General features: G+C 70.7%; 15 protein-coding genes. 2 read left to right on the forward strand and 13 right to left on the reverse strand.

Features of this window, described 5'->3' with window-relative positions:
• Positions 1–34: 34 nt before the first annotated feature.
• Positions 35–1,195, reverse strand: coding sequence for a hypothetical protein (locus CcI156_RS11920; protein WP_076805687.1), 1,161 nt, complete (start codon positions 1,193–1,195; stop codon positions 35–37).
• Between the two features lie 333 nt (positions 1,196–1,528).
• Between CcI156_RS11920 and CcI156_RS11925 the strand changes: the two genes are divergently transcribed.
• Positions 1,529–2,404 (forward strand): SDR family oxidoreductase, encoded by an 876-nt coding sequence (locus CcI156_RS11925; RefSeq protein ID WP_011434816.1) that lies wholly within the window; start codon positions 1,529–1,531, stop codon positions 2,402–2,404.
• On the opposite strand, the gene CcI156_RS11930 is transcribed toward CcI156_RS11925, so the two are convergent.
• The 12 genes from CcI156_RS11930 to CcI156_RS11985 form a co-directional block, all read right to left on the reverse strand.
• Entirely contained in the window at positions 2,292–3,359 is a 1,068-nt protein-coding gene (locus CcI156_RS11930) for an LLM class flavin-dependent oxidoreductase (RefSeq protein WP_011434817.1), read from the reverse strand. The two genes, CcI156_RS11925 and CcI156_RS11930, sit on opposite strands and share 113 nt — an antisense overlap.
• A 55-nt stretch (positions 3,360–3,414) precedes the next feature.
• Positions 3,415–4,008, reverse strand: coding sequence for a hypothetical protein (locus CcI156_RS11935; RefSeq protein ID WP_023840855.1), 594 nt, complete (start codon positions 4,006–4,008; stop codon positions 3,415–3,417).
• 105 nt (positions 4,009–4,113) lie between these two features.
• Complete coding sequence (locus CcI156_RS11940) at positions 4,114–5,190, reverse strand: hypothetical protein (protein ID WP_076805690.1); 1,077 nt, start codon at positions 5,188–5,190, stop codon at positions 4,114–4,116.
• A 135-nt stretch (positions 5,191–5,325) separates the two neighbouring features.
• Positions 5,326–5,811 (reverse strand): hypothetical protein, encoded by a 486-nt coding sequence (locus CcI156_RS11945; protein WP_011434820.1) that lies wholly within the window; start codon positions 5,809–5,811, stop codon positions 5,326–5,328.
• 247 nt (positions 5,812–6,058) lie between these two features.
• Positions 6,059–6,958 (reverse strand): hypothetical protein, encoded by a 900-nt coding sequence (locus tag CcI156_RS11950; protein ID WP_076805692.1) that lies wholly within the window; start codon positions 6,956–6,958, stop codon positions 6,059–6,061.
• A complete protein-coding gene (locus tag CcI156_RS11955) occupies positions 6,955–7,434 on the reverse strand; it encodes an OmpA family protein (protein ID WP_232235168.1) in 480 nt (159 codons plus the stop codon). Before CcI156_RS11955 ends, CcI156_RS11950 begins: the two co-directional genes overlap by 4 nt.
• A 140-nt stretch (positions 7,435–7,574) precedes the next feature.
• Positions 7,575–8,675 carry a methyltransferase domain-containing protein gene (locus CcI156_RS11960; RefSeq protein WP_369808177.1) on the reverse strand — a complete coding sequence of 367 codons (1,101 nt, stop codon included), beginning with the start codon at positions 8,673–8,675 and terminating at the stop codon, positions 7,575–7,577.
• Positions 8,676–8,749: 74 nt separating this feature from the next.
• Entirely contained in the window at positions 8,750–10,609 is a 1,860-nt protein-coding gene (locus CcI156_RS11965; protein ID WP_076805694.1) for a serine/threonine-protein kinase, read from the reverse strand.
• A 130-nt stretch (positions 10,610–10,739) separates the two neighbouring features.
• The gene (locus CcI156_RS11970) at positions 10,740–12,266 is read right to left on the reverse strand and encodes a serine/threonine-protein kinase (protein ID WP_076805696.1); all 1,527 of its coding nucleotides are present in this window, start codon (positions 12,264–12,266) and stop codon (positions 10,740–10,742) included.
• Positions 12,267–12,369: 103 nt separating this feature from the next.
• Positions 12,370–13,533 (reverse strand): TAXI family TRAP transporter solute-binding subunit, encoded by a 1,164-nt coding sequence (locus CcI156_RS11975; RefSeq protein WP_076805698.1) that lies wholly within the window; start codon positions 13,531–13,533, stop codon positions 12,370–12,372.
• A 194-nt stretch (positions 13,534–13,727) separates the two neighbouring features.
• Positions 13,728–15,614 carry a hypothetical protein gene (locus CcI156_RS11980; protein WP_254847386.1) on the reverse strand — a complete coding sequence of 629 codons (1,887 nt, stop codon included), beginning with the start codon at positions 15,612–15,614 and terminating at the stop codon, positions 13,728–13,730.
• Between the two features lie 308 nt (positions 15,615–15,922).
• Complete coding sequence (locus CcI156_RS11985) at positions 15,923–16,423, reverse strand: hypothetical protein (RefSeq protein ID WP_076805701.1); 501 nt, start codon at positions 16,421–16,423, stop codon at positions 15,923–15,925.
• 355 nt (positions 16,424–16,778) lie between these two features.
• Here CcI156_RS11985 and CcI156_RS11990 point away from each other — a divergent pair, with 355 nt between their 5' ends.
• A complete protein-coding gene (locus tag CcI156_RS11990) occupies positions 16,779–17,855 on the forward strand; it encodes a non-ribosomal peptide synthetase (RefSeq protein WP_108913197.1) in 1,077 nt (358 codons plus the stop codon).
• Positions 17,856–17,857 lie beyond the last annotated feature (2 nt).

Here is a 17,857-nt window from a genome sequence, read left to right on the forward strand (position 1 = left end):
GCACGCGTACTAACTGATCGTTCTAGGAGATCAGTTAGTACGAGGACCGGACGCCGTGGCTCTGCACCGCCCCCCGGGCGGTGGCCAGCGCCTGCGGTGAGAAGTTGATGTTGGACTGGTCCATGAAACTGAAGGCGAACAGCCCGTCCAGGCTGAGCTTGCGCACCTCGTCACCGGCGAGCAGGGCGTGCATGTCCGCGTCCCAGGCCGCCTGCGACCCCGACTTGAAATGCGCCACCATGACCGGGCCGTACTGTCCCAGCAGCTTCGTCATGTTCCGCACGTCGGCGGCGTTGGAATCGTTCCCCATCGCCTGGAAGCTCTGGAAGTCCGACGCCCGCAGCACGTCCGCGAAGTGTGTGATCAGAGAGCGGCCGCCGCCCTTCACCGGATCGTCCCAGCGGCTCTGCCAACCGCCCCAGCCCAGCGACAMCCGGGCGTTGGGCGCCCCGGCATGGAAGATCTCCTGGGTCGCCAGATAGCGGTCCTGCAGAGCCCGGTAGTAGTTCGTGGTCTCGGGTGTGGCGGCCCACTCGTTGGACTGGCACGGATATGTCTGCAGTTCGGTGAAGAGCGTGACGTAGAGCGCCGGGCCGTTCGCGGGTCCGGCGAAGATCGAGGCGAGCTCGCGGGCGTCGGTGAGAAAGGCGCCGGACAACGGGTACTCCCGGCCGCAGGCGGGGCCATGGGAGGTCTGGAAGGTCCCCACGCTGCCGGTGCCGTCGAGCCAGACGACGAGATGAATGCCGTGGCCGGAACGGTAGACCTCGGGAATCAGGTCCGCCCGCCACTTCCGTAGAAAGCTCAGGTCGCCCGGGCCGTTGTACCAGGTGGTGAGAAAGTCCAGGTTCCCGGCGAGCGGCGAGGCGAGGGCGCTGTCGAGCGCCGGCCCGAGACCAAAGCGCAGCTTGCCCGGCTGGGTCGCCGGGACGGGTCGGATTCCCGCCGCCAGCGCCCGGCCCCAGGGGCCGGGCCGCGKATCCCCTTCATCGTGTGGTGCATGGGCGCCGGGTGGTGCATGGGCGCCGGGTGGGCCGGGAAGGCTGGCCGCGCTGGTGGGCCCTGGTCTGTCCGGGCTACTGGGCCCGGCCGCGCTGCTGCCGTCGCGGCCGCGGTGTTCGTGACCGAGGGTCGCGACAAGAACAGCACTCATGGCGAGGAGGACGAGGACGAGTGCGCCGGGATGTCGCGGCATTCGACTACGTAGGGACACGATCCTCCTGCCGCGGTTGCCGGGTAGCGGCGAAATTGTAGTTGATTAGACGCGCATCGGAGTCATTCTTCGTGGGTGAGTCGAGCGGAGCGGGTGAGGGACTCTGACGGCGATGGTGACTTWCCGTAGTAATTTTCGCCGGGTTGTCGATGCTTGGCGTGAGCGATCTGTCGCCTAAGGGAAAATCCGCCTAGTGCCGGGTGAGTGCTCCTCCTTCCGGGTGTTCGATGATGGCGTTTCCTGACATCGCCCTGTGGCGTGCCCGGCGCGCCCGGCGCGGACGCCCGTGCGGAACCCCGGCTGAGCAGGAGGAGCATGACCGCCGACCCGGATCTTCGGATGAGCACCGCTCTCATCACCGGCGCATCCTCGGGCATCGGCGCGGCGTTCGCCGAGGCATACGCGGACCGTGGAGCCCGGCTCGTCCTCGTGGCGCCGTCCGAGCCGAGGCTGTGGATGGTCGCGGAGCGCCTCGGCGCCCGGTACGGCACCGAGGCGCACGTCATCGCGGTCGACCTCGCCGACGAGCGTGGTCCGGACCGCCTCGCCGAGGCGGTCGCCGAAGCGGGCCTGGAGGTCGACATCCTCGTCAACAACGCCGGGTTCGGGACACGCGGTCCCTACCACGAGCTGTCCGCCGACCGGGATCACCGTGAGGTGATGCTGAACGTGGTGGCTGTCGAACGGGTCGCGCACCTGTTCCTGCCGGGCATGGTGGCCCGGGGCCGCGGCACGGTCATCAACGTCTCCTCCACCTCGGGTTTCCAGGCCGTCCCGTACATGACCGTCTACGGGGCCTCGAAGGCCTTCGTCCTGTCGTTCTCGATCGGCCTGTGGGCCGAGTACCGCCGGCGGGGGGTGCGCGTCCTCGCGTTATGCCCCGGACCGACCGACACCGAGTTCTTCGAGGTGCTGGGAACCCGGATGTCCGCCGGTGGCCGGTTGCGGACCACGGACGAGGTGATCGCCACCGCGTTCCGTGCCCTCGACCGCGGCCAGCCGTACGTCATCGACGGACGGCTGAACTACCTGACCTCCAACGCCTCCCGGCTGCTGCCGCGCGGACTGGTCGCGCGGATCACCGAACGGGTACTGCGCCCCGGCCGCTCGCGGCCGCCGGACCCGTCGATGTCAGTCCGCCGAGTTCGGCCACCAGCTCGTAGGAGCGGATCCGGTCCGCCAGCCGGGTGACGTTGGTGACGACCATGACCTCGTCGGCACCCGTCTCGTCGAGCAGCGCGTCGATCCCCGCGCGAACCGTCACCGGGGAGCCGACGATGTGCGAGGCGGTGGCGGCCTCCGCGATCGACCGCTCCCGCGAGGTCCACGGGTAGGCGGCGGCCTCCTCGGGCGAAGGGAACACCCCGGGGCGGCCGCTACGCAGCCGCAGCATCGCCAGCCGCTGCGGTCCGGCCAGCCACTGCGCGTGCTCGTCGTCGGCGGCACAGAGCACCGCGGCGGCGACGATCGCATACGGTCGTTCCCGGCCGGGCGAGGGACGGAAGGACTTCCGGTAGAGCTCCAACGCCGGCACCGTGTTCACCGAGCTGAAATGGTGCGCGAACGCGAACGGCAGGCCGAGCATGCCGGCCACCTGGGCGCTGTAGCCACTCGATCCCAGCAACCAGATGGGCGGTACCTCGGCCCGCGGGAACGCGGTGACGCCGCGCCTCGGGTGCGAGTCGGGGAAATTCCCCCCGGCCAGAAAGGTCGTCAGTTCGGCGAGCTGCTCGGGGAAGTCGTCGATGGCTGACAGATCGCTGGTGCGGCGTAGAGCCCGGGCGGTCGCGGGATCGGTGCCGGGAGCACGGCCGACACCCAGATCGATCCGTCCCGGGAAGAGGGTGCCCAACGTGCCGAACTGTTCGGCGATGGCGAGTGGCGCATGGTTGGGCAGCATCACCCCACCGGACCCCACCCTGAGGGTGGTGGTGGCCGCGGCGACCTGACCGATGAGGATCGAGGTCGCCGAGCTTGCGATCCCCGGGATGCCATGATGCTCGGCCAACCAGTATCGGGTGTATCCGAGCCTTTCGGCATGTCGGGCGAGTTCGAGTGTCCCGTGGACCGCGTCGGTGGCGGGGACGCCGGTGCCCACCGGGACGAGATCCAACACGGACAGGGGGACAGGTCGGGCCGGGCTCACGGCTGGTTATAACGAAGCATCCGGCCGCGCTCTTCCCCGGGCACCCCGGGGGCCATCAGCCGCCGACCGTCTCCATGTAGTCCTCGGCCACCTCGTCGAGATCGTCCGTCGGATAACCGAGGGCGACGCGCACCCGCCGCCGGCCGACCAGCAGGAGATCGAGCATGAAGTCGGGGACCGTGGCGTGCTCGCAGCGGTGGTAGCCCATGGTGAACCAGGCGTGGGCGTCGGTGAGCAGACCGATTGACTCCAGGCTCTCGGCCACGGCCTCGTAGACGCCCGGATCGACCGACCGGGACGCCTTCAGCTCGGCCCGCAGCGCGGCCGCGTCGTCCTGCTGACCGTTGCGCAGCAGGCCGTCATGCAGCCAGACGCGGGGATCGACCGGGCACTTGCCGCCGTCCGCCACCGCCGCCCGGTAGCAGCGGATCGCCTCGTCCCAGTCGTCCGCGAGCCCGTACTGGCTGCCCGCGTCGACCAGCAGGGATGCCCGGGTGACGCGTTCGCTGTGCGTCTCGCTCCGTTCGGCCAGGGCCTCCAGAGTGGCCGCCGCGCCGCGATGGTCGCCGTTTCCCGCGGCCTTGAAGACGATCTCGTCTACGTCGTCATCCGAAAGGCCGTCATCCGAAAGGCCGTCATCCGAAAGCATGGGAATATTGTCACCCCCGGTTGTGGGGCCGGCRCGCGGGCGGCGTGCTCTTCGATGGCGGTCTCATATGGTACCCGTCAGCCGGATCGGTACCCGTCAGCCGGATCAGGATCGACGGGCCATCTTGAGGGTCTTCTCCAACTGCTCGCGGTCCACCTCGGCGACCCGGCCGTTCGTCGGGACGGTCGGGATGTGGCCACCGCCGAGGACGAGGTCGGTGGTGTGCCGCAGGCCCATGTCCTTCTGCTCCACGTCAAGGATGGCCTCCTCGACCCGGTAGAGCTTCTCGATCCTGGAGACCTTCGCCTCGACCTGGGCCGCGACGATGCGCAGCCGCCGTTCGGCCTTGGCCAGCCGCCGTTCGAGCCGACGGTCGACGATGTTGGGCATCGGCTCGTCCCGTTCCGTCGGGTCGTGCAGGTAGAGCTCGACCGCGACGGCGACCAGCGKGATCAACGCCTGGAACACGATCACCGCGCCGCCGGTGCTCTCGCTGGCCGATCCCTGGGTGCGCACCAGCACTCCGGCGATGGACAGCAGCAGGAAGATCGCGGTGGTGAGGGTCAAGGCCAGCGGCGACGACTTCGACTCCACCAGCTGCTCGCGGATCTCCGGATCGATCTTGAACCGGCCCGCGTCGGCGTCGGCGAGCATCTGCTTCTGGGCCCGTGCGAGGATCGACGCCTTGATGCCGTGGGCGAGCGCCACCCCGGCGATGAACACGGCGACCCCCAGCAGGCCGCCCAGCCACCATTCGGGCCCGTACCCGCCGACGTCGGCGAGGACGGCGTAGGACTGGGCGAAGACGTAGAAGTCCAGCGCCGCGAGCACCGTCAGCACCGCGGCCCGGGCCGGGCCCGCCAGTGCCATCTGCGGGATGCGTTCCTGCACCCCGACGCTGCGCCACAGCCGGCCCTGCTCGACCTTGTTCTTGATCAGCTCGGTCCGCCGCTCTCGGCGTTCGGCCCGGGAGTCGATCTCCATCCGGAGCTCGGCGATCAGCTCTTCCAGGGTCCGTCCGTCGGCCCGGACCGCGGCGCGGACCTCCTGGACCTCCGCGTCCTCGAGGCTCTTGAGGACCTTCGGGCGGGTCTCGGCGCCCGCCAGCGCAATGTCGGCGTCTCCCACCCGGCGGATGAGCTGCTTGGCCAGACGCCCTGGCTGGTTTCCCCTACGCAGCACCTTGGAGGTTCCTACTTTCCGATCTCGGTCCTTCCGGGTTCGACCGGACGGGTTCGACGGGACATTCGACGAGAGGTTCCACGGAGCTGTCGGCCTCGTCGGCTGCTGGTCGGTGTGGTTGGCGTGGTCGGCCGGTCAGTCGATCGGACGGGCGAAGGTGCCGCCGACGAAGCAGAGCATGGCGCAGACGATGCCGAGCACCGAGGCGACCATCGCCTCGCGCGCACCCTGGGCCTCGTCACCGGAGAAGACCATGGTCAGTACGAGCGTGCCGACCCCGACGACCGCACCGACGGCCCCCAGCAGGAACCGTCGCTGGATGGTCTCCCGCGGCGGCAGCCTGGACAGCGCGTCGATCGGGGCGATCCGGCCGGCCCGGGCCTGGTTGCCCACACGGCGGCGGATGTCGCGCAGTCGGAAGGTGTTCCCGGTGATGAAGAAGCTGAGCGCGGTCACGATCATCGAGCCGGTGACGGAGACCTTCGCGAACGGCGACGAYAGGGTCAGCCAGACCCAGATCTCCAGCACCGCGAGCATGAGCAGACAGCTGGTGATCACGACCGTCGAGCGCATGAGGGCCGGGCTGAAATGCTGCTCCTCGGGCTCGTGAAGAACACCCATGGGTCGCCTCCTTGCGTGGGTTTCCACCGGTGCTGTCGCGATCATCAGTGGCTCGGACGTGTCGGCGTGGTGCGCGCCGCGGCGGATGCGGACGGGGTGTTCCGGGATCTCGGGTGCTCCGGCGACGGTCGCGGCYGGACTTGAGGTGGCGGTGAGAGTGGTCAGTGCAGTGCCGCTTTCGATGGGGCCGGGCTGGTCGGGGGCATGAGGATGATGACGCCGGGTGTCCGGCCGGGGCGGGGCCGTCCTAGCTGCAGTCACTGCTGATCCGTCGGCACAGCTCGCCCTTGAGGTAACGGGCGAGGTCCTGCTGCGGGCGGTCCGCTGATCCCTCGTTGACGCCGATGAAACGCACCCTGTCGTTTCCGACGGAGGTGATCTGCCGCGTCTCGAAGCACCGTTTGACCAGTGCCTCGGCGATCGACACGGAGGCCTTCTTACCGTCGACGTTGAGGCAGTCGGACTCCTGGCCGGTCCCCAGGAGGTCCGTCCAGACCAGCACGGTCACCTCGTTGACCTTCACATCGGGCGTGGAACGGACGGCGTTGATCTCGTCGTTGATGCCGGCGAGCAGGCYCGTCACGCTGCCCTTCGGGCTGACCCGCTCGGTTTGGACGATGTGGTCGATCTCCTGACTGAGCACCTTCGACGCGGCGAGCCGGTCCTTCTCCTCGCGTCGGTCGTTGTTCCGAGTGATCTGGAACATCCGGTCACCGTGGAAGCAGTCCGAGTAGGTCATCGGGCCGCCGCCGCTGGCGACCAGCCGGATGTACTCGCCGTTCTTCAGCGCGGTGTCGAGATAGGGCTGGGTCCGGGCGGTCACCCGCCCGGCCGTCTCGGGCGAGTTGTCGGACAGGTCGAGAAGGATCAGTAGCAGGGGTGCGCCGTTGTCCGGGGCCTTCTCCTGGTATCGGGTGCAGTCCAACGGAGCGGAGGCGTCGGCCCTGCCCAGCAGACCGCCGGTGTTGCAGGCGGTGAGCATCGGCGTCGCGAGCAGCGTCGCCGCGACCAGACCGGCGAGCCGCCTGCGCCGGGCCCGTCGCCGCGGCCCGGCAACCATCAGATCGTCCTCGGTGGCATCCTCGGCCGCCACCGTGGGAGCGACGGGAACAGCGACGGGAACAGCGACGGGAACATTGCTCGTCATCGCAGCACGATCTCCACTCGGCGCCGGCTCGCGTCGGCGACGCCGTCCTGCGCGCCTTCCTCGCCCTTGCCCTCGACCTCCAGCACCGAGCCGGGGATGCCCTGAGTAGCAAGCCACGACTCGACCGCCTTGGCGCGATCCTGCGACAGCCGCAGGTTGTCCTCGGTCCGACCCAGCCCATCGCTGTACCCGATGACCGCGATGTGGCCGGGGTGTTCACGGATCGACGGCAGAATCTGCCCCAACGCGGTCACGGCCTCCCTCCGGAGCTCACTGCTGTTCGAGTCGAACAGGTAGTCAGCGCTGACCGTCGTCACCTGGCTGCCGTCCGGCTGGGTGATGAACTTGCTCARCGGTGGCAACGGATCAGCCGCGACGGCAGGCGCGATCCGGGTAGCCCGTGGCGCCGGAGTGAACGAGGCGGTGTCGCCGCCGCTGGAGGAGCACCCGGCCACGAGCCCCAGCGCCGCTGTCATGACCACGCCCGCGCACGTGCGGACGGCCGGATTGCCGCGTCGCCTGAACGTGGCATCTCCGGGTGTGGAGTGAGCGTGATACACGGTCTGCCCCTAACGGCGAATCCGGGGCTCACCATAACGGGGGGGATCGGGCCGTCTCACCGCACCCTGGGGCGTTGTTCGCATAGTGTGTCAGCCCGTCGCGGCGTTGAGTCGGTGGCCTGGTACGCGCCGCATCCATGCTGATCGGCACCCGAGGCCCCGGAAGGGAGCTGGGTTACGAAGATCGAGGTGGAGGGGACGTATCCGCCCCGGATCGGTCCCCATTGCCCCCAGGCCCGCTCCTGGCCAGGAGGCCATTCCGGCTCGATGACGTCGAGCAGGATCAATCCCGCGGCGACGATCTCGCGGACCCGGTCGCCCATTGTGCGGTGCGTCTCGGTGTAGATCGCGCTGCCCTGCTCGTCATGCTCGGTGTAGGCGCGTCGGTCGAAGTAGCTGTGGAAGACCCGCAGGCCGTTCTCGTCCGGGTCATCCGGCAGGCACCAGACGAACGGATGGGTCGTGGAGAACACCCAGCGGCCGCCCGGCCGCAGCACCCGGGCGATCTCCCGCATCACGGTGCCACTGTCGGCGACGAACGGGACCGCGCCGAACGCCGAGCAGGCCACGTCCACGCTGGCGGCCGCGAACGGGAGCGCCGTGGCGTCCGCCTGGACGAGCGGCACATCGATACCGGTGCGGATCCCGAGCGCGCGGGCCTGGTCCAGCTGTCCGCCGGACAGGTCGAATCCCACCACCCGGGCGCCCTGCCCGCGCAGCCAGCGGGCGCACTGCGCGCCGCCGCAGCCGACTTCCAGGACCACCTTGCCGGCGACGTCGCCGAGCAACCCGATCTCGGACTCCCGCAGTCCCTCCGGGCACCAGCAGAAGTCGCTGTCGCCGAGGAACGCGCCGTGCTCCGACTGGTAGTCCGCCGCGGCATCGTCCCAGTAGAAGCGGCTCGCCCGGCGGGCCGTGTCCGGGTCGATGTCACGGTAGCCGTAGGCCGGCAGCGGCGCGGAACCGTCCTGATCGGTGTGGCTTGGGCCGGTGTGGCTTGGGCCGGTGTGGCTTGGGCCGGTGTGGCTTGGGCCGGTGTGGCTTGGGCCGGTGTGGCTTGGGCCGGTGTGGCTCGGACTGGTGCGGTCGGTCGGGCCGGTGGTGCCGATGCTGTCGATTGTGCCGGTGCTGTCGGCGATGTTGTCTGGACTTTCCACGGTGACCCATGCTGGCATCCGGACCCGCGGCCACTCCGCTCGGGATGGGCGTTCAGGTCACGACCGGGGCCTGTTTACGGAGCGTGATGGGTGACGGCCGCGCCGATCACCGCGCGGTCCTCGGTGATGGTGACCGGCGTGTACACCACCACGCCGGCGGGATTGCGGTCGACGAGACGTCCGCGGCGGCTCTCCCCGACAAGACGGGCCCGGCCCTCCAGCGACCCCACGCCCACCTCGTGGTCGGCCGGGCCGAACGGGCCGGTACCGACCAGCCCGGCCTGCTCGGGAACCTCGGTCACGTAGATCCGCACGATCGCTCCGGGCACGGTCGTCCAGCGCAGGACGGTGCCGCCCAGGGTGGAACGGGCCTCCAGATCCACCACCGCGCGCGGCCGTGCGACGACCCGCACCAGTACCTCCGCGGCACCCGACGGGGCGACGAGACTATCCGAGGCGTCCGCTCCGGCGACCCACACCTGGTAGCGGTAGATCGCGCCGGGCGCGGTGTCCTGGTCGAGGAAATAGCCKTCGGATCCGCGGAACCGGCGCTTCGCGCCCGACAGCGGGGAGGTCTCGGCGAAGGTCCGTTCGATGACGATGCAGCCCTGCCCCGGAACCGGTCGCCAGGACAGCGCGACCGCGTCGTCGATCATGCTCGCCCGCAGYGCCGTGACGGGCGGGAAGAGCGTGCGGGTCGGGGTGCGGACCGGTACGGACCGCAGCTGGCCGGATTCGCCGGACACCGTGGTGACCACCTCGTGCCAGTGCGGGACGCCCCTGGGCACGCCGGCGTCGAACAGCTCGGTGGCCGTGGTGATGCCCAGGCTGCGTTCGCGGCGGCCGCCGGGGGCCGTGGGGTCGACAAGAACACGCGACACCCGGTAGGAGGCGCCCTGCGTGGTCGATGGTTCCCATCGGAGCAGGACCGCGCCGTCCTGCTCCACCGCGGTGAGCTCCGTCGGGGCRGCAGGACGGCCGGTCTGCGGCGCGCCGGGATCGACGTGTCCGCTGGGCGCCTGGCCGGGCACCTGGCTGGGCGCCGCTCTGGCGGTGGGCCCTGGATGCCAGGACAGCTCGTCAACGTGGGCCGCCCGACGCGGCGGATCGGCCTGGGCCGCCCGGGCGAGCAGCTCGTGCGCCCGGGCCGGGGTCATCCGCCGGCCGGGGTCCTTCTCCAACAGGCCGTCGAGCACCGCGGCCAGCTCGCCGGCCCGGTGCGCCTGGGCGGGCGGCTGCAGCAGGATGGCCGCGAGCATCGCGCCGAACGTGTCCCGCTCGAACGGCGGCCGGCCCTCGACGGCGAAGTACAGCGTGCCGCCCAGGCTGAACAGGTCCGCCTCGAAGGTGGCGGGCTGGTTGTTCAGCCGCTCCGGCGCCATGTAGAGGGGGGTCCCGAGGACACCGGTGACGGTGAGGGTCGGGTCGCCGTCGCCGGTGGCGATGCCGAAGTCGGTGAGCACGACCCGTCCATCGGTCCCGATCAGGACGTTCGACGGCTTGACGTCACGGTGAACGATGCCATGCGCCCGTGCCGCGACGAGGGCATCGAGCACCGCGGTCCCGATCCGGGCGACCTCGGCAACGGGCAGGGGCCCGTCGGACCGGACCACCTCGAACAGGGACCGGGACGGCACGAGCTCCATTACGATCCAGGGCAGGCCGTTTTCCAGGAGCACGTCGAGGATGGTGACGACATGCGGATGGCCGCGAAGCTTGGCCGCATGGCGCGCCTCCCGCAGGGCGCGTTCGACCCGGTCTGCGCGTTCGGCCTCGGCGACTCCGCCGGCGAACTCGATCTCCTTGAGGGCCGCCTCGGTCTCCAGTACGGAGTCGAAGGCACGCCACACCGTCCCCATCGCACCCGCACCCAGCCGCGCGACGAGTCGGTATCGGCCCGCCACCATACGGTTGCCTACCGGAACGGTAGCCACGACACCCCCTTGGCTTCCTCCATTGTCGCAGGACAGCTTCCCAGGTGGACGGAAATATCGAGACGCTGCCGAGCAGCCCGCTCGCCGGGGTCGGGTCGGGTGACCCCGGGCTGGGCCGGGGTTGGGTCGGTCAGGACGGGTCGGGGCGTTCCGGCACGAGGTGCTGGCCGGGGGCCGCGGCGCCGTGCAGGCGCAGGGTCGCCCCGGCGGCGTCCGTGCCGGCTTCCCCACCGGTGTTCGTACGGGATACCGGGTGGGTCGGTTCCAGGAGCCGGTGTGACCCCACCGGCTCACCCGGTCCGTCGGTTCCAGGCCGATCCCCCGGGGCCGGCCGGGACGGCGCCATGGCGCCCGCGAAGGCCGTGGCGACGATCAGGGCGCCGGCGACCGACAGCAGCACGCGATTCGGCTCGTCAACATCCAGGACGCGCGCGAGCAGCAGACCGATCCCCGACCCGCTCACCGCCGCGGCCACGGTCGTCAGGACACCGATCCGCCGGTCGCTCAGGAAGATCATTTGCCCGCAGATGAGGCCGATTATCGCGGCGGCCACCGGCCCCACGACGGCATGGCCGGTCCGCTCGGTTTCGGCGGCCCAGACCCCGACCGTGGCGGCCAGACCGGTCAGGGCGAGCAGCGCGGTCAGGACCGATGGCCGTGACGAGGACGGGGATGGCCGTGACGGATGCGCGGGCCCGACTGCGGGGAATGACGGCGTCGGGACGGGTGAGGGTGTGGGGGGAGGGGTTGCCGGCGGGCCGGGATTCGGGGTCGGCCGGGTCTGCTCGCGGTTCGGTTCCGCACCCGTGACCGGGGGGACGTCGTTGCTGGCGTCGGCCGTCTCCTCGGGGGAGAGCCGCTGGGTGAGCAGGCGGACGAGCTCGCCGGCGGAGGGCCGGTGCCCGGGGTTCTTCGTCAGGKCCTGACGAACGGGACCGAGCAGCCGCTCGGGCACGCCGTCGAGCTCCGGCTCGGTCGAGCTGATGTGCAGCGCCACGATCTCCGGCGCCTCGCCGCGGAAGGGCCGCCGCCCGGTCGCGGCGAAGACCACGCAGCATCCCCAGGCGAAGACGTCCGCGGCCGATCCCGCCTGCTGGCCGTTGATCTGCTCGGGGGCCATCCAGACCACGGTCCCGACGAGTTCGCCCGCCTGGGTGTAGCCGGTGTAGTCGGCCGACCGGGCCACCCCGAAGTCGATGACCTTGGGACCGGCCCAGGACATCACGATGTTCGCCGGTTTGAGGTCGCGATGCACCACGCTGGCGGCGTGGATCGCCTCGAGGGCCGCGGCGAGACCGATCGCGAGCCCATCCAGAGGGCGGCCCGTGAGCGGGCCGCCCTCCTGGACGGCGGCGCGCAGGGTGGGGCCCGCCACGTATTCGGTCGCGAGCCAGGGCTTCGGCCCGTCCACCTCGGCCCTGATCACCCGGGCGACGGTGTCGGCTCGCACATGCCGGGCAGCCGAGACCTCGGAACGGAAGCGGGCACGGAACTCGGGGTCACTGGCATGCACCTCGTGCGGCACCTTCACCGCGACGGGCTGGTCGTCCGGTCCGAATCCCAGGTAAACAACGCCCATGCCGCCGGCGCCGATGTGATTGTGCAGGCGATAGGGCCCCATCACCCGCGGGTCGGTGTCGTTCAGTGGTCGTAGCACGGCTGGTCCTCGAGCGTCCCTGTCCCCGGCGGCACTGCCTTTGGTGGCGCTGTCACGTTGGTGGCGCTGTCACGTTGGTGGCGCTGTCACGTTGGTGGCGCTGTCACGTCGCACCACAGCCCGGTGGCCGTCGGAATCTCTGAACGTAGTATTCCGCGGCGGCCCGATGCAGCGGTATATAGCAGAAAAGTGGCCCCTCGTAGACGGACAGCGCGTCCGGGACCGTCCGTCCCCSGGGGTTGTCGCCCCACAGCTCCTTCGCGTAGTCCTGCGGATCCCGGAACAGTTCGGCGGTCGCCCGCCTGACCAGCACCGGATCGGCGTCCGCATGGGCGAGCAGGCCGTTGGGGATCGTGACGGTCCGGACCGGCGAGATCCCCCGGTAGTCGTCGGGTCCGAGGCTTCCGGTGCCGAAGACCGGCCCGGCGAAGAAGTGCCCGCGGGACCGGTAGAACTGGTCCCAGTCGGCGGTGATGCCGTCCTGGTAGCTGGACAGGTCGAGCAGGCGCAGCCTGGCGCCACCGGCGATGGCGTTCTTGATCTGCCGGGTTCCGGCTCCGCCCGCCCAGACCACCGCGTCCACCTTCCCGGCGGACAGGCGGCGCAGGGCCTCGTCGATGGAGGATTCGTCCAGTTCGCCGCGGCAGTCCTCGGACAGGGCCACCCGCAGGAGCACCTCGCTGATCTGCCGGACCCCCGATCCCGACCGGCCGGCGGCGATGGGTCGGTGGCAGAGATCGGCGAAGCGGGTGATGTCGACGTCATCCGACCTGCTGGTGGGGTCGCGCACGATCACGTGCAGCAGGTCCTGATGGACGGGTCCGATGGTGCGCAGACCCGCCACCGGGTGGCCACCGCGGTTCGGATCGAACTGGTTGACCCCCTCCGCCGCGTCGACCGTCGTGTTGAGCTGCGCGATCGCCAACCCGCAGACGCGGCTGTCGGGTGATTCCAGGTTATAGATGTTCTCCGTGGAACCCGCCGTTTCCACGACGTCCACGTCGAAGTGTTCCGGGGCGGCTTGCAACCGGGTCCGCAGTACCCGGGCAAACTGGTTGTAGGGTGACCCGACACTGCCAGTGAAGATCTGTACCGAAGTGCAGGCGGATCGGCCCGCCGGCGGCCAGGCGGCCGCCCTGGAACGATCGGACGTGGTAATGAGCAAAGTGACGACGGCGACGGCGAGAACCACACCGATCACCACGGTGAGGCGTTGCCGTCGGGTCAGCCTTTCCGGCCGGGACCCGGCCGGTTGGTCCGTCGACACCGCGCATCCTCCGCTCTGGGATGTGGATCATTGACGACCATGGTCGCGGAATGCGGGAAATCGTAGAGGAATCGGCAGAGCAGGTTCACAGCCGGGGGTGCGGTGGTAAAGCGCCCCGCTGCCAGCTTCTCGGAAACTCTTCCGGAGCGCGATTCCCGGCGGGCCTTCGGGCTTGTCCGGTGGACGACACGGGGTCACCGGTGGCGAGGCCAACGTCCGGCTTCCCGGCCTGGGAGCCACAGGTCGACCCCGCCGACCCGGCTGGGAGCCGCGCCGACGAGTTCGCGCAGCAGCGTGCGTAGCTCGGCGGTCCGCCGCGCCGGTCCCAGCACGACGGCGTCCGGGGCGAGCCGTTTGTAGGCCGCCCGCAGCCGCGGCGATCCCGACATGGCAGCGGCGGTCGTCGCGCCGTTGTCGATGTCGATGAGGGCGGACGTCAGCGCGTCCGGCGGGCTGTGGAACGCCGCCCGGCCATCGGGCCCGGGGACGGTGCAGTAGCAGCCGGGGATGACGAACCGGAAGTTCGCCCTGGYCTGCCACAGCATGGCCTCGGCGTTCTGGGGATGGGGAAAGGGGACGACGAGTGCGGTGGCACCCTGCGGAATCAGGGTCACCCCGTCACTGGTGAAGAACGCGGGCGTCGTCATCGACGTGGTGAGCATCGGGGCGGGGACGAGCGCCACCAGGGCCGCGAGTGTCAGCAGGCCGGCTCCCAGCCGGACGGTCCTGGTCCGGACCCGAGCGGGGATCTCCCGTCCGGGGTCCGGATCGGCGGGCACCGTCCGGTCCGACGCCAGCCGGTCAAGCCCGGTCGCCACCACGATGGCCGCGCACATCATCACGTATAACGCCAGGCGGGAGGGCAACACGTTGCCGAGTACCGGCACGTGCTGAAGGGGCAGCCACGGGAGGGGAACGCCGGTGTCCCGGCCGTCGACATGCAGGTGACCACCGAGTGAGAGCACGGCCATGACCACGCCGAGCGGAGCGAACACCCCGACCGGCGGAGGCCGGCGCGCGCCGCCCGTCGCGACGACGACCACGACGACCAGAACGATCAGTGGAGCGCCCAGGTAACCGCTGACCTCGACCGCGTTCCCCGTGAAACCGAGGCTGTGGCGCAGCGCGCCGTCCGGGGCGACGGCCTGCATGGGCGTCGGCGTGACGAAGGTCAGCAGATCCGTCACGGCGATTCCATCGGGTTGGATCGAGCCATGGATCCGCTGGGCACCCAGGAACTGGGTGCCCAGCGGCCAGGCGAGCGCGACCGCGGCGACCCCGCCGGCCGTGGCGAGGCCGGTCAGGGCCGGTCGTAGCCGCGATCGGATCCGATCGCGATGACGTACGGCGAGGATCACAAGGCCGAACGTGGCTGCCAGCGCGGATGTGGCGAGCAGCTCCTCGCCGATCAGCGCCTGGGCGATGATCGCCAGGCCGAGCAGGACGCCGGTGCGCCGCGGCCCCCGCCCGCGGACCACGAGATCGTCGAGGAGCAGCAGGAGAACCGGCGGGAACGGCGCGAAGGTCAGATGCAGATGACCGTAGGACGCGCCGATCATGTGCGGTCCGAAGCCGTACAGCAGGCCCGCCAGCGCCGCCGGTCCCGGACGTACCCATCGGCGCAGCACCCAGAACAGGGCGAATCCGCTGATCACGGGCGCCAGAGTCAGCAGCACCGTCAGCGTGGTCACGGGGCCGCCCAGCAGCGTGATCGGYGCGGCCAGCGCGCCCAGTAGGAGCACGGGTGTGCTCCACAGGACGTCGGCCCCGTCGGGGGCGTTGATGTGGTGCGTCAGGAACGGGTTGAGCCCGTCGGCGAGCGCGTGCGGCGTCCAGCCGAGGAACCAGGCGAACAGCATGGCGTCGTTGCCGCCGTAGGAGACGTTCCCGAGATTCCCCCACGCGGAGTGGAAGATGCCGATGGCCACCGCCAGGTATCCCACCGCGACCAACAGCGGCGGAGGAACCTGGATCCGCCAGGACCGGATCTCCGGCGCCGGGCGTGCACTGTGGCCGGGAGCATGATCGGTACCGTGACCGGAGATGCCTTCGGCGGCCCCAGCGGTTTCGGATTGCGTCACGACGGCCCCCCTCGTGTGCCCGTAGACCCCGATCCGCCCCCTGCGGACGGGATGTACGGGGCGTTCACGACCATAGTCGCCCTGATTGCCTCCGTAGCTACATAACGTGATGATTTGGCGGTATGGGGTGACGGTCCACCCGCGACACGGCACAGGGAGGGATACCCGCCGGGGGAGAGTTCCTCAGCCGGCTGCGGAAACCCTCGCCGGTTTTCCGGGACCGCGTTCGTTCCCGCGGGTCCGGCGGTTCCCGGTGCTGGGCTGTCCGGTGCTGGGCTGTCCGGGCCGTTCCGGTGCGGCGCGCGGTACTACCCGGCTGCCCGGTCCTGGCCGCGGGGCGTGGCGCTCGGATCCGCCCATTCCRCCACCAACGCGGCGTAGCTGCGATAGCGCGCAACGGCGTAGTCGTCGGAGACGACGCCGTCGCGGTCAAGCACGGCGACGGGATAGCCGCGCTCCGCGCGATAGCCCCGTTCACCGACGATGACCCGCCCCCCGAGCCGGACCACTCCGACGACGTACGGCAGGGAGGTCCAGCGGGGCGGGCGGGCGGCGGCCAGGATGCTCGGGTCCCGCCAGGCATACAGGCCGCAGGCGCAGTGCTCGTCCGGGACCCGTCCGTGGCCCGCGCCGGGCTCGCCGGGCTCGACGTCCCGGTCCGGCCGGYGGGTGCGCAGGCAATGTGCCTCGGTCATGCCGTCGGCGCGCCAGAGCAGCAACCCGGGTGGAAACGGCGACCACGGCGTCCAGGCAGGGCGTAGCTGGCCGCGCGCGTCCACCGCCCACTGCCGCCAGCCGAGCAGGCTCACCMGGGAACCGGTTCCAGGTCCGGTTCCGGCGCGGCCGGGACCGGGATGGTCAGCGGCTCGGAGTCGGGAAAGCTGATCGGCTCGTCTTCGACGATCCGTTCCGGTCTGCCCACATCACCCACACGTCTACGGTGAGCGCCCGATACCGAGCCGTCAATGCCCCCGGCGGGTAGCAGGCACCCCATCGGGGTACGGGCCCTCCCGCCGGGGGCGGGCCGACCGGCGGAACCAGGCGCAGCGCCGCAGGCCGCGACCACTGGTTCCCACGAACGCCTGGTCGGCGTGTCGATGATCTCCACCGGTGGTGTTCAATGTGCTCTTCGCCTAGTCCTGTGGKGTGATGTCGTTGCCGGGCATGTCTGCGGCCGATCCGTACCAGGTGGCCGCGGCCCTGCTGTGGGCCCGCGTCCTCGGTCTCGAGACCGTCGGTCTGCATGACGACTTCACCGATCTCGGCGGTGATGCGGCGACCGCCCAGGAGCTGGTGGCGACCCTGTGCGACGAGTTCGGGGTCCGGCTGCCGAGCTCCGTGGTCGCCCAGGCGCCGACGCCCGCCGCGTTCGCCGAGGTGTGGGCCGCCCGGCAGAGCGAGTCCGTCGGGCATCCCACCGTGATGCCGCTGACGCCCGACGGTTCCGGCACCCCGTTGTTCTGCTTCCCGGAGGCTGGTGGGCCGGCGATCGGTCTGCTCCCGTTCGCCCGGTACTTCGCGGGCGAACGGCGAGTCTACGGGATGCAGGCGCACGCCCTGGAACGGCGGGGCGTCCCCGACTGGTCGGTGTCGGCCGCCGCCCGGCGGCACGTGGGGGAGATCCGTCTTCTCCAGCCGACGGGTCCCTACCTGCTGGCCGGGCACTCCTTCGGCGGACTGATCGCGTTCGAGGCCGCGCAGGTCCTCCGGAAGGCGGGCCACGAGGTCGGCCTGCTGGCGTTGATCGACACCTATCTGCCGGGTACCTCGCGGCTGACCCGATCCGGGGCGATCGTGCCGACCAGTCAGTTGGAGGGAGCGCATCCGGACTCCCCAACACCGCCCGACGCCGGTCGGGGGATCGGCCCACTCGCCGCCGACGACGGGCCCACGCTGACCCCGCGGGTGGTGGTCGACCGCCTGCGCCAACTCGTCGAGCTGCCGCTCGCCGGCGTGGTCCGCTTCCGGGGGATGCACCAGTACGACGTCTTCTACAACCAGGGGCGCATTCTGACGATGACCTACCGCCCCCGCACCTACGATGGCCGGACGACGGTCTGGCTCGCCGACGACCACGACGAGATCGAGGCCTGGCGGGGCGTCCTGACCGGGCCCGCCGCGATCCGCCGGATCGGCGGGGACCACCGCGGCGTCCTGCGGGAACCGCTGGTCGCCGAGGTGGTGGCCGAGCTGCGCCACGAGCTGGCGACGGTGCCCGGCATCGACGGCCGCCGGGTCTGATC

The organism is Frankia sp. CcI156, from assembly GCF_001983015.1.
GTDB classification, from domain to species: Bacteria; Actinomycetota; Actinomycetes; order Frankiales; family Frankiaceae; genus Frankia; species Frankia casuarinae.

Bases quoted from the DNA above. Each gene is read 5' to 3' on its own strand.
- CcI156_RS11925 (WP_011434816.1), top strand. From the start codon at position 1,529: ATGACCGCCGACCCGGATCTTCGGATGAGCACCGCTCTCATCACCGGC.
- CcI156_RS11935 (WP_023840855.1), bottom strand. From the start codon at position 4,008: ATGCTTTCGGATGACGGCCTTTCGGATGACGGCCTTTCGGATGACGAC.
- CcI156_RS11990 (WP_108913197.1), top strand. From the start codon at position 16,779: ATGTCTGCGGCCGATCCGTACCAGGTGGCCGCGGCCCTGCTGTGGGCC.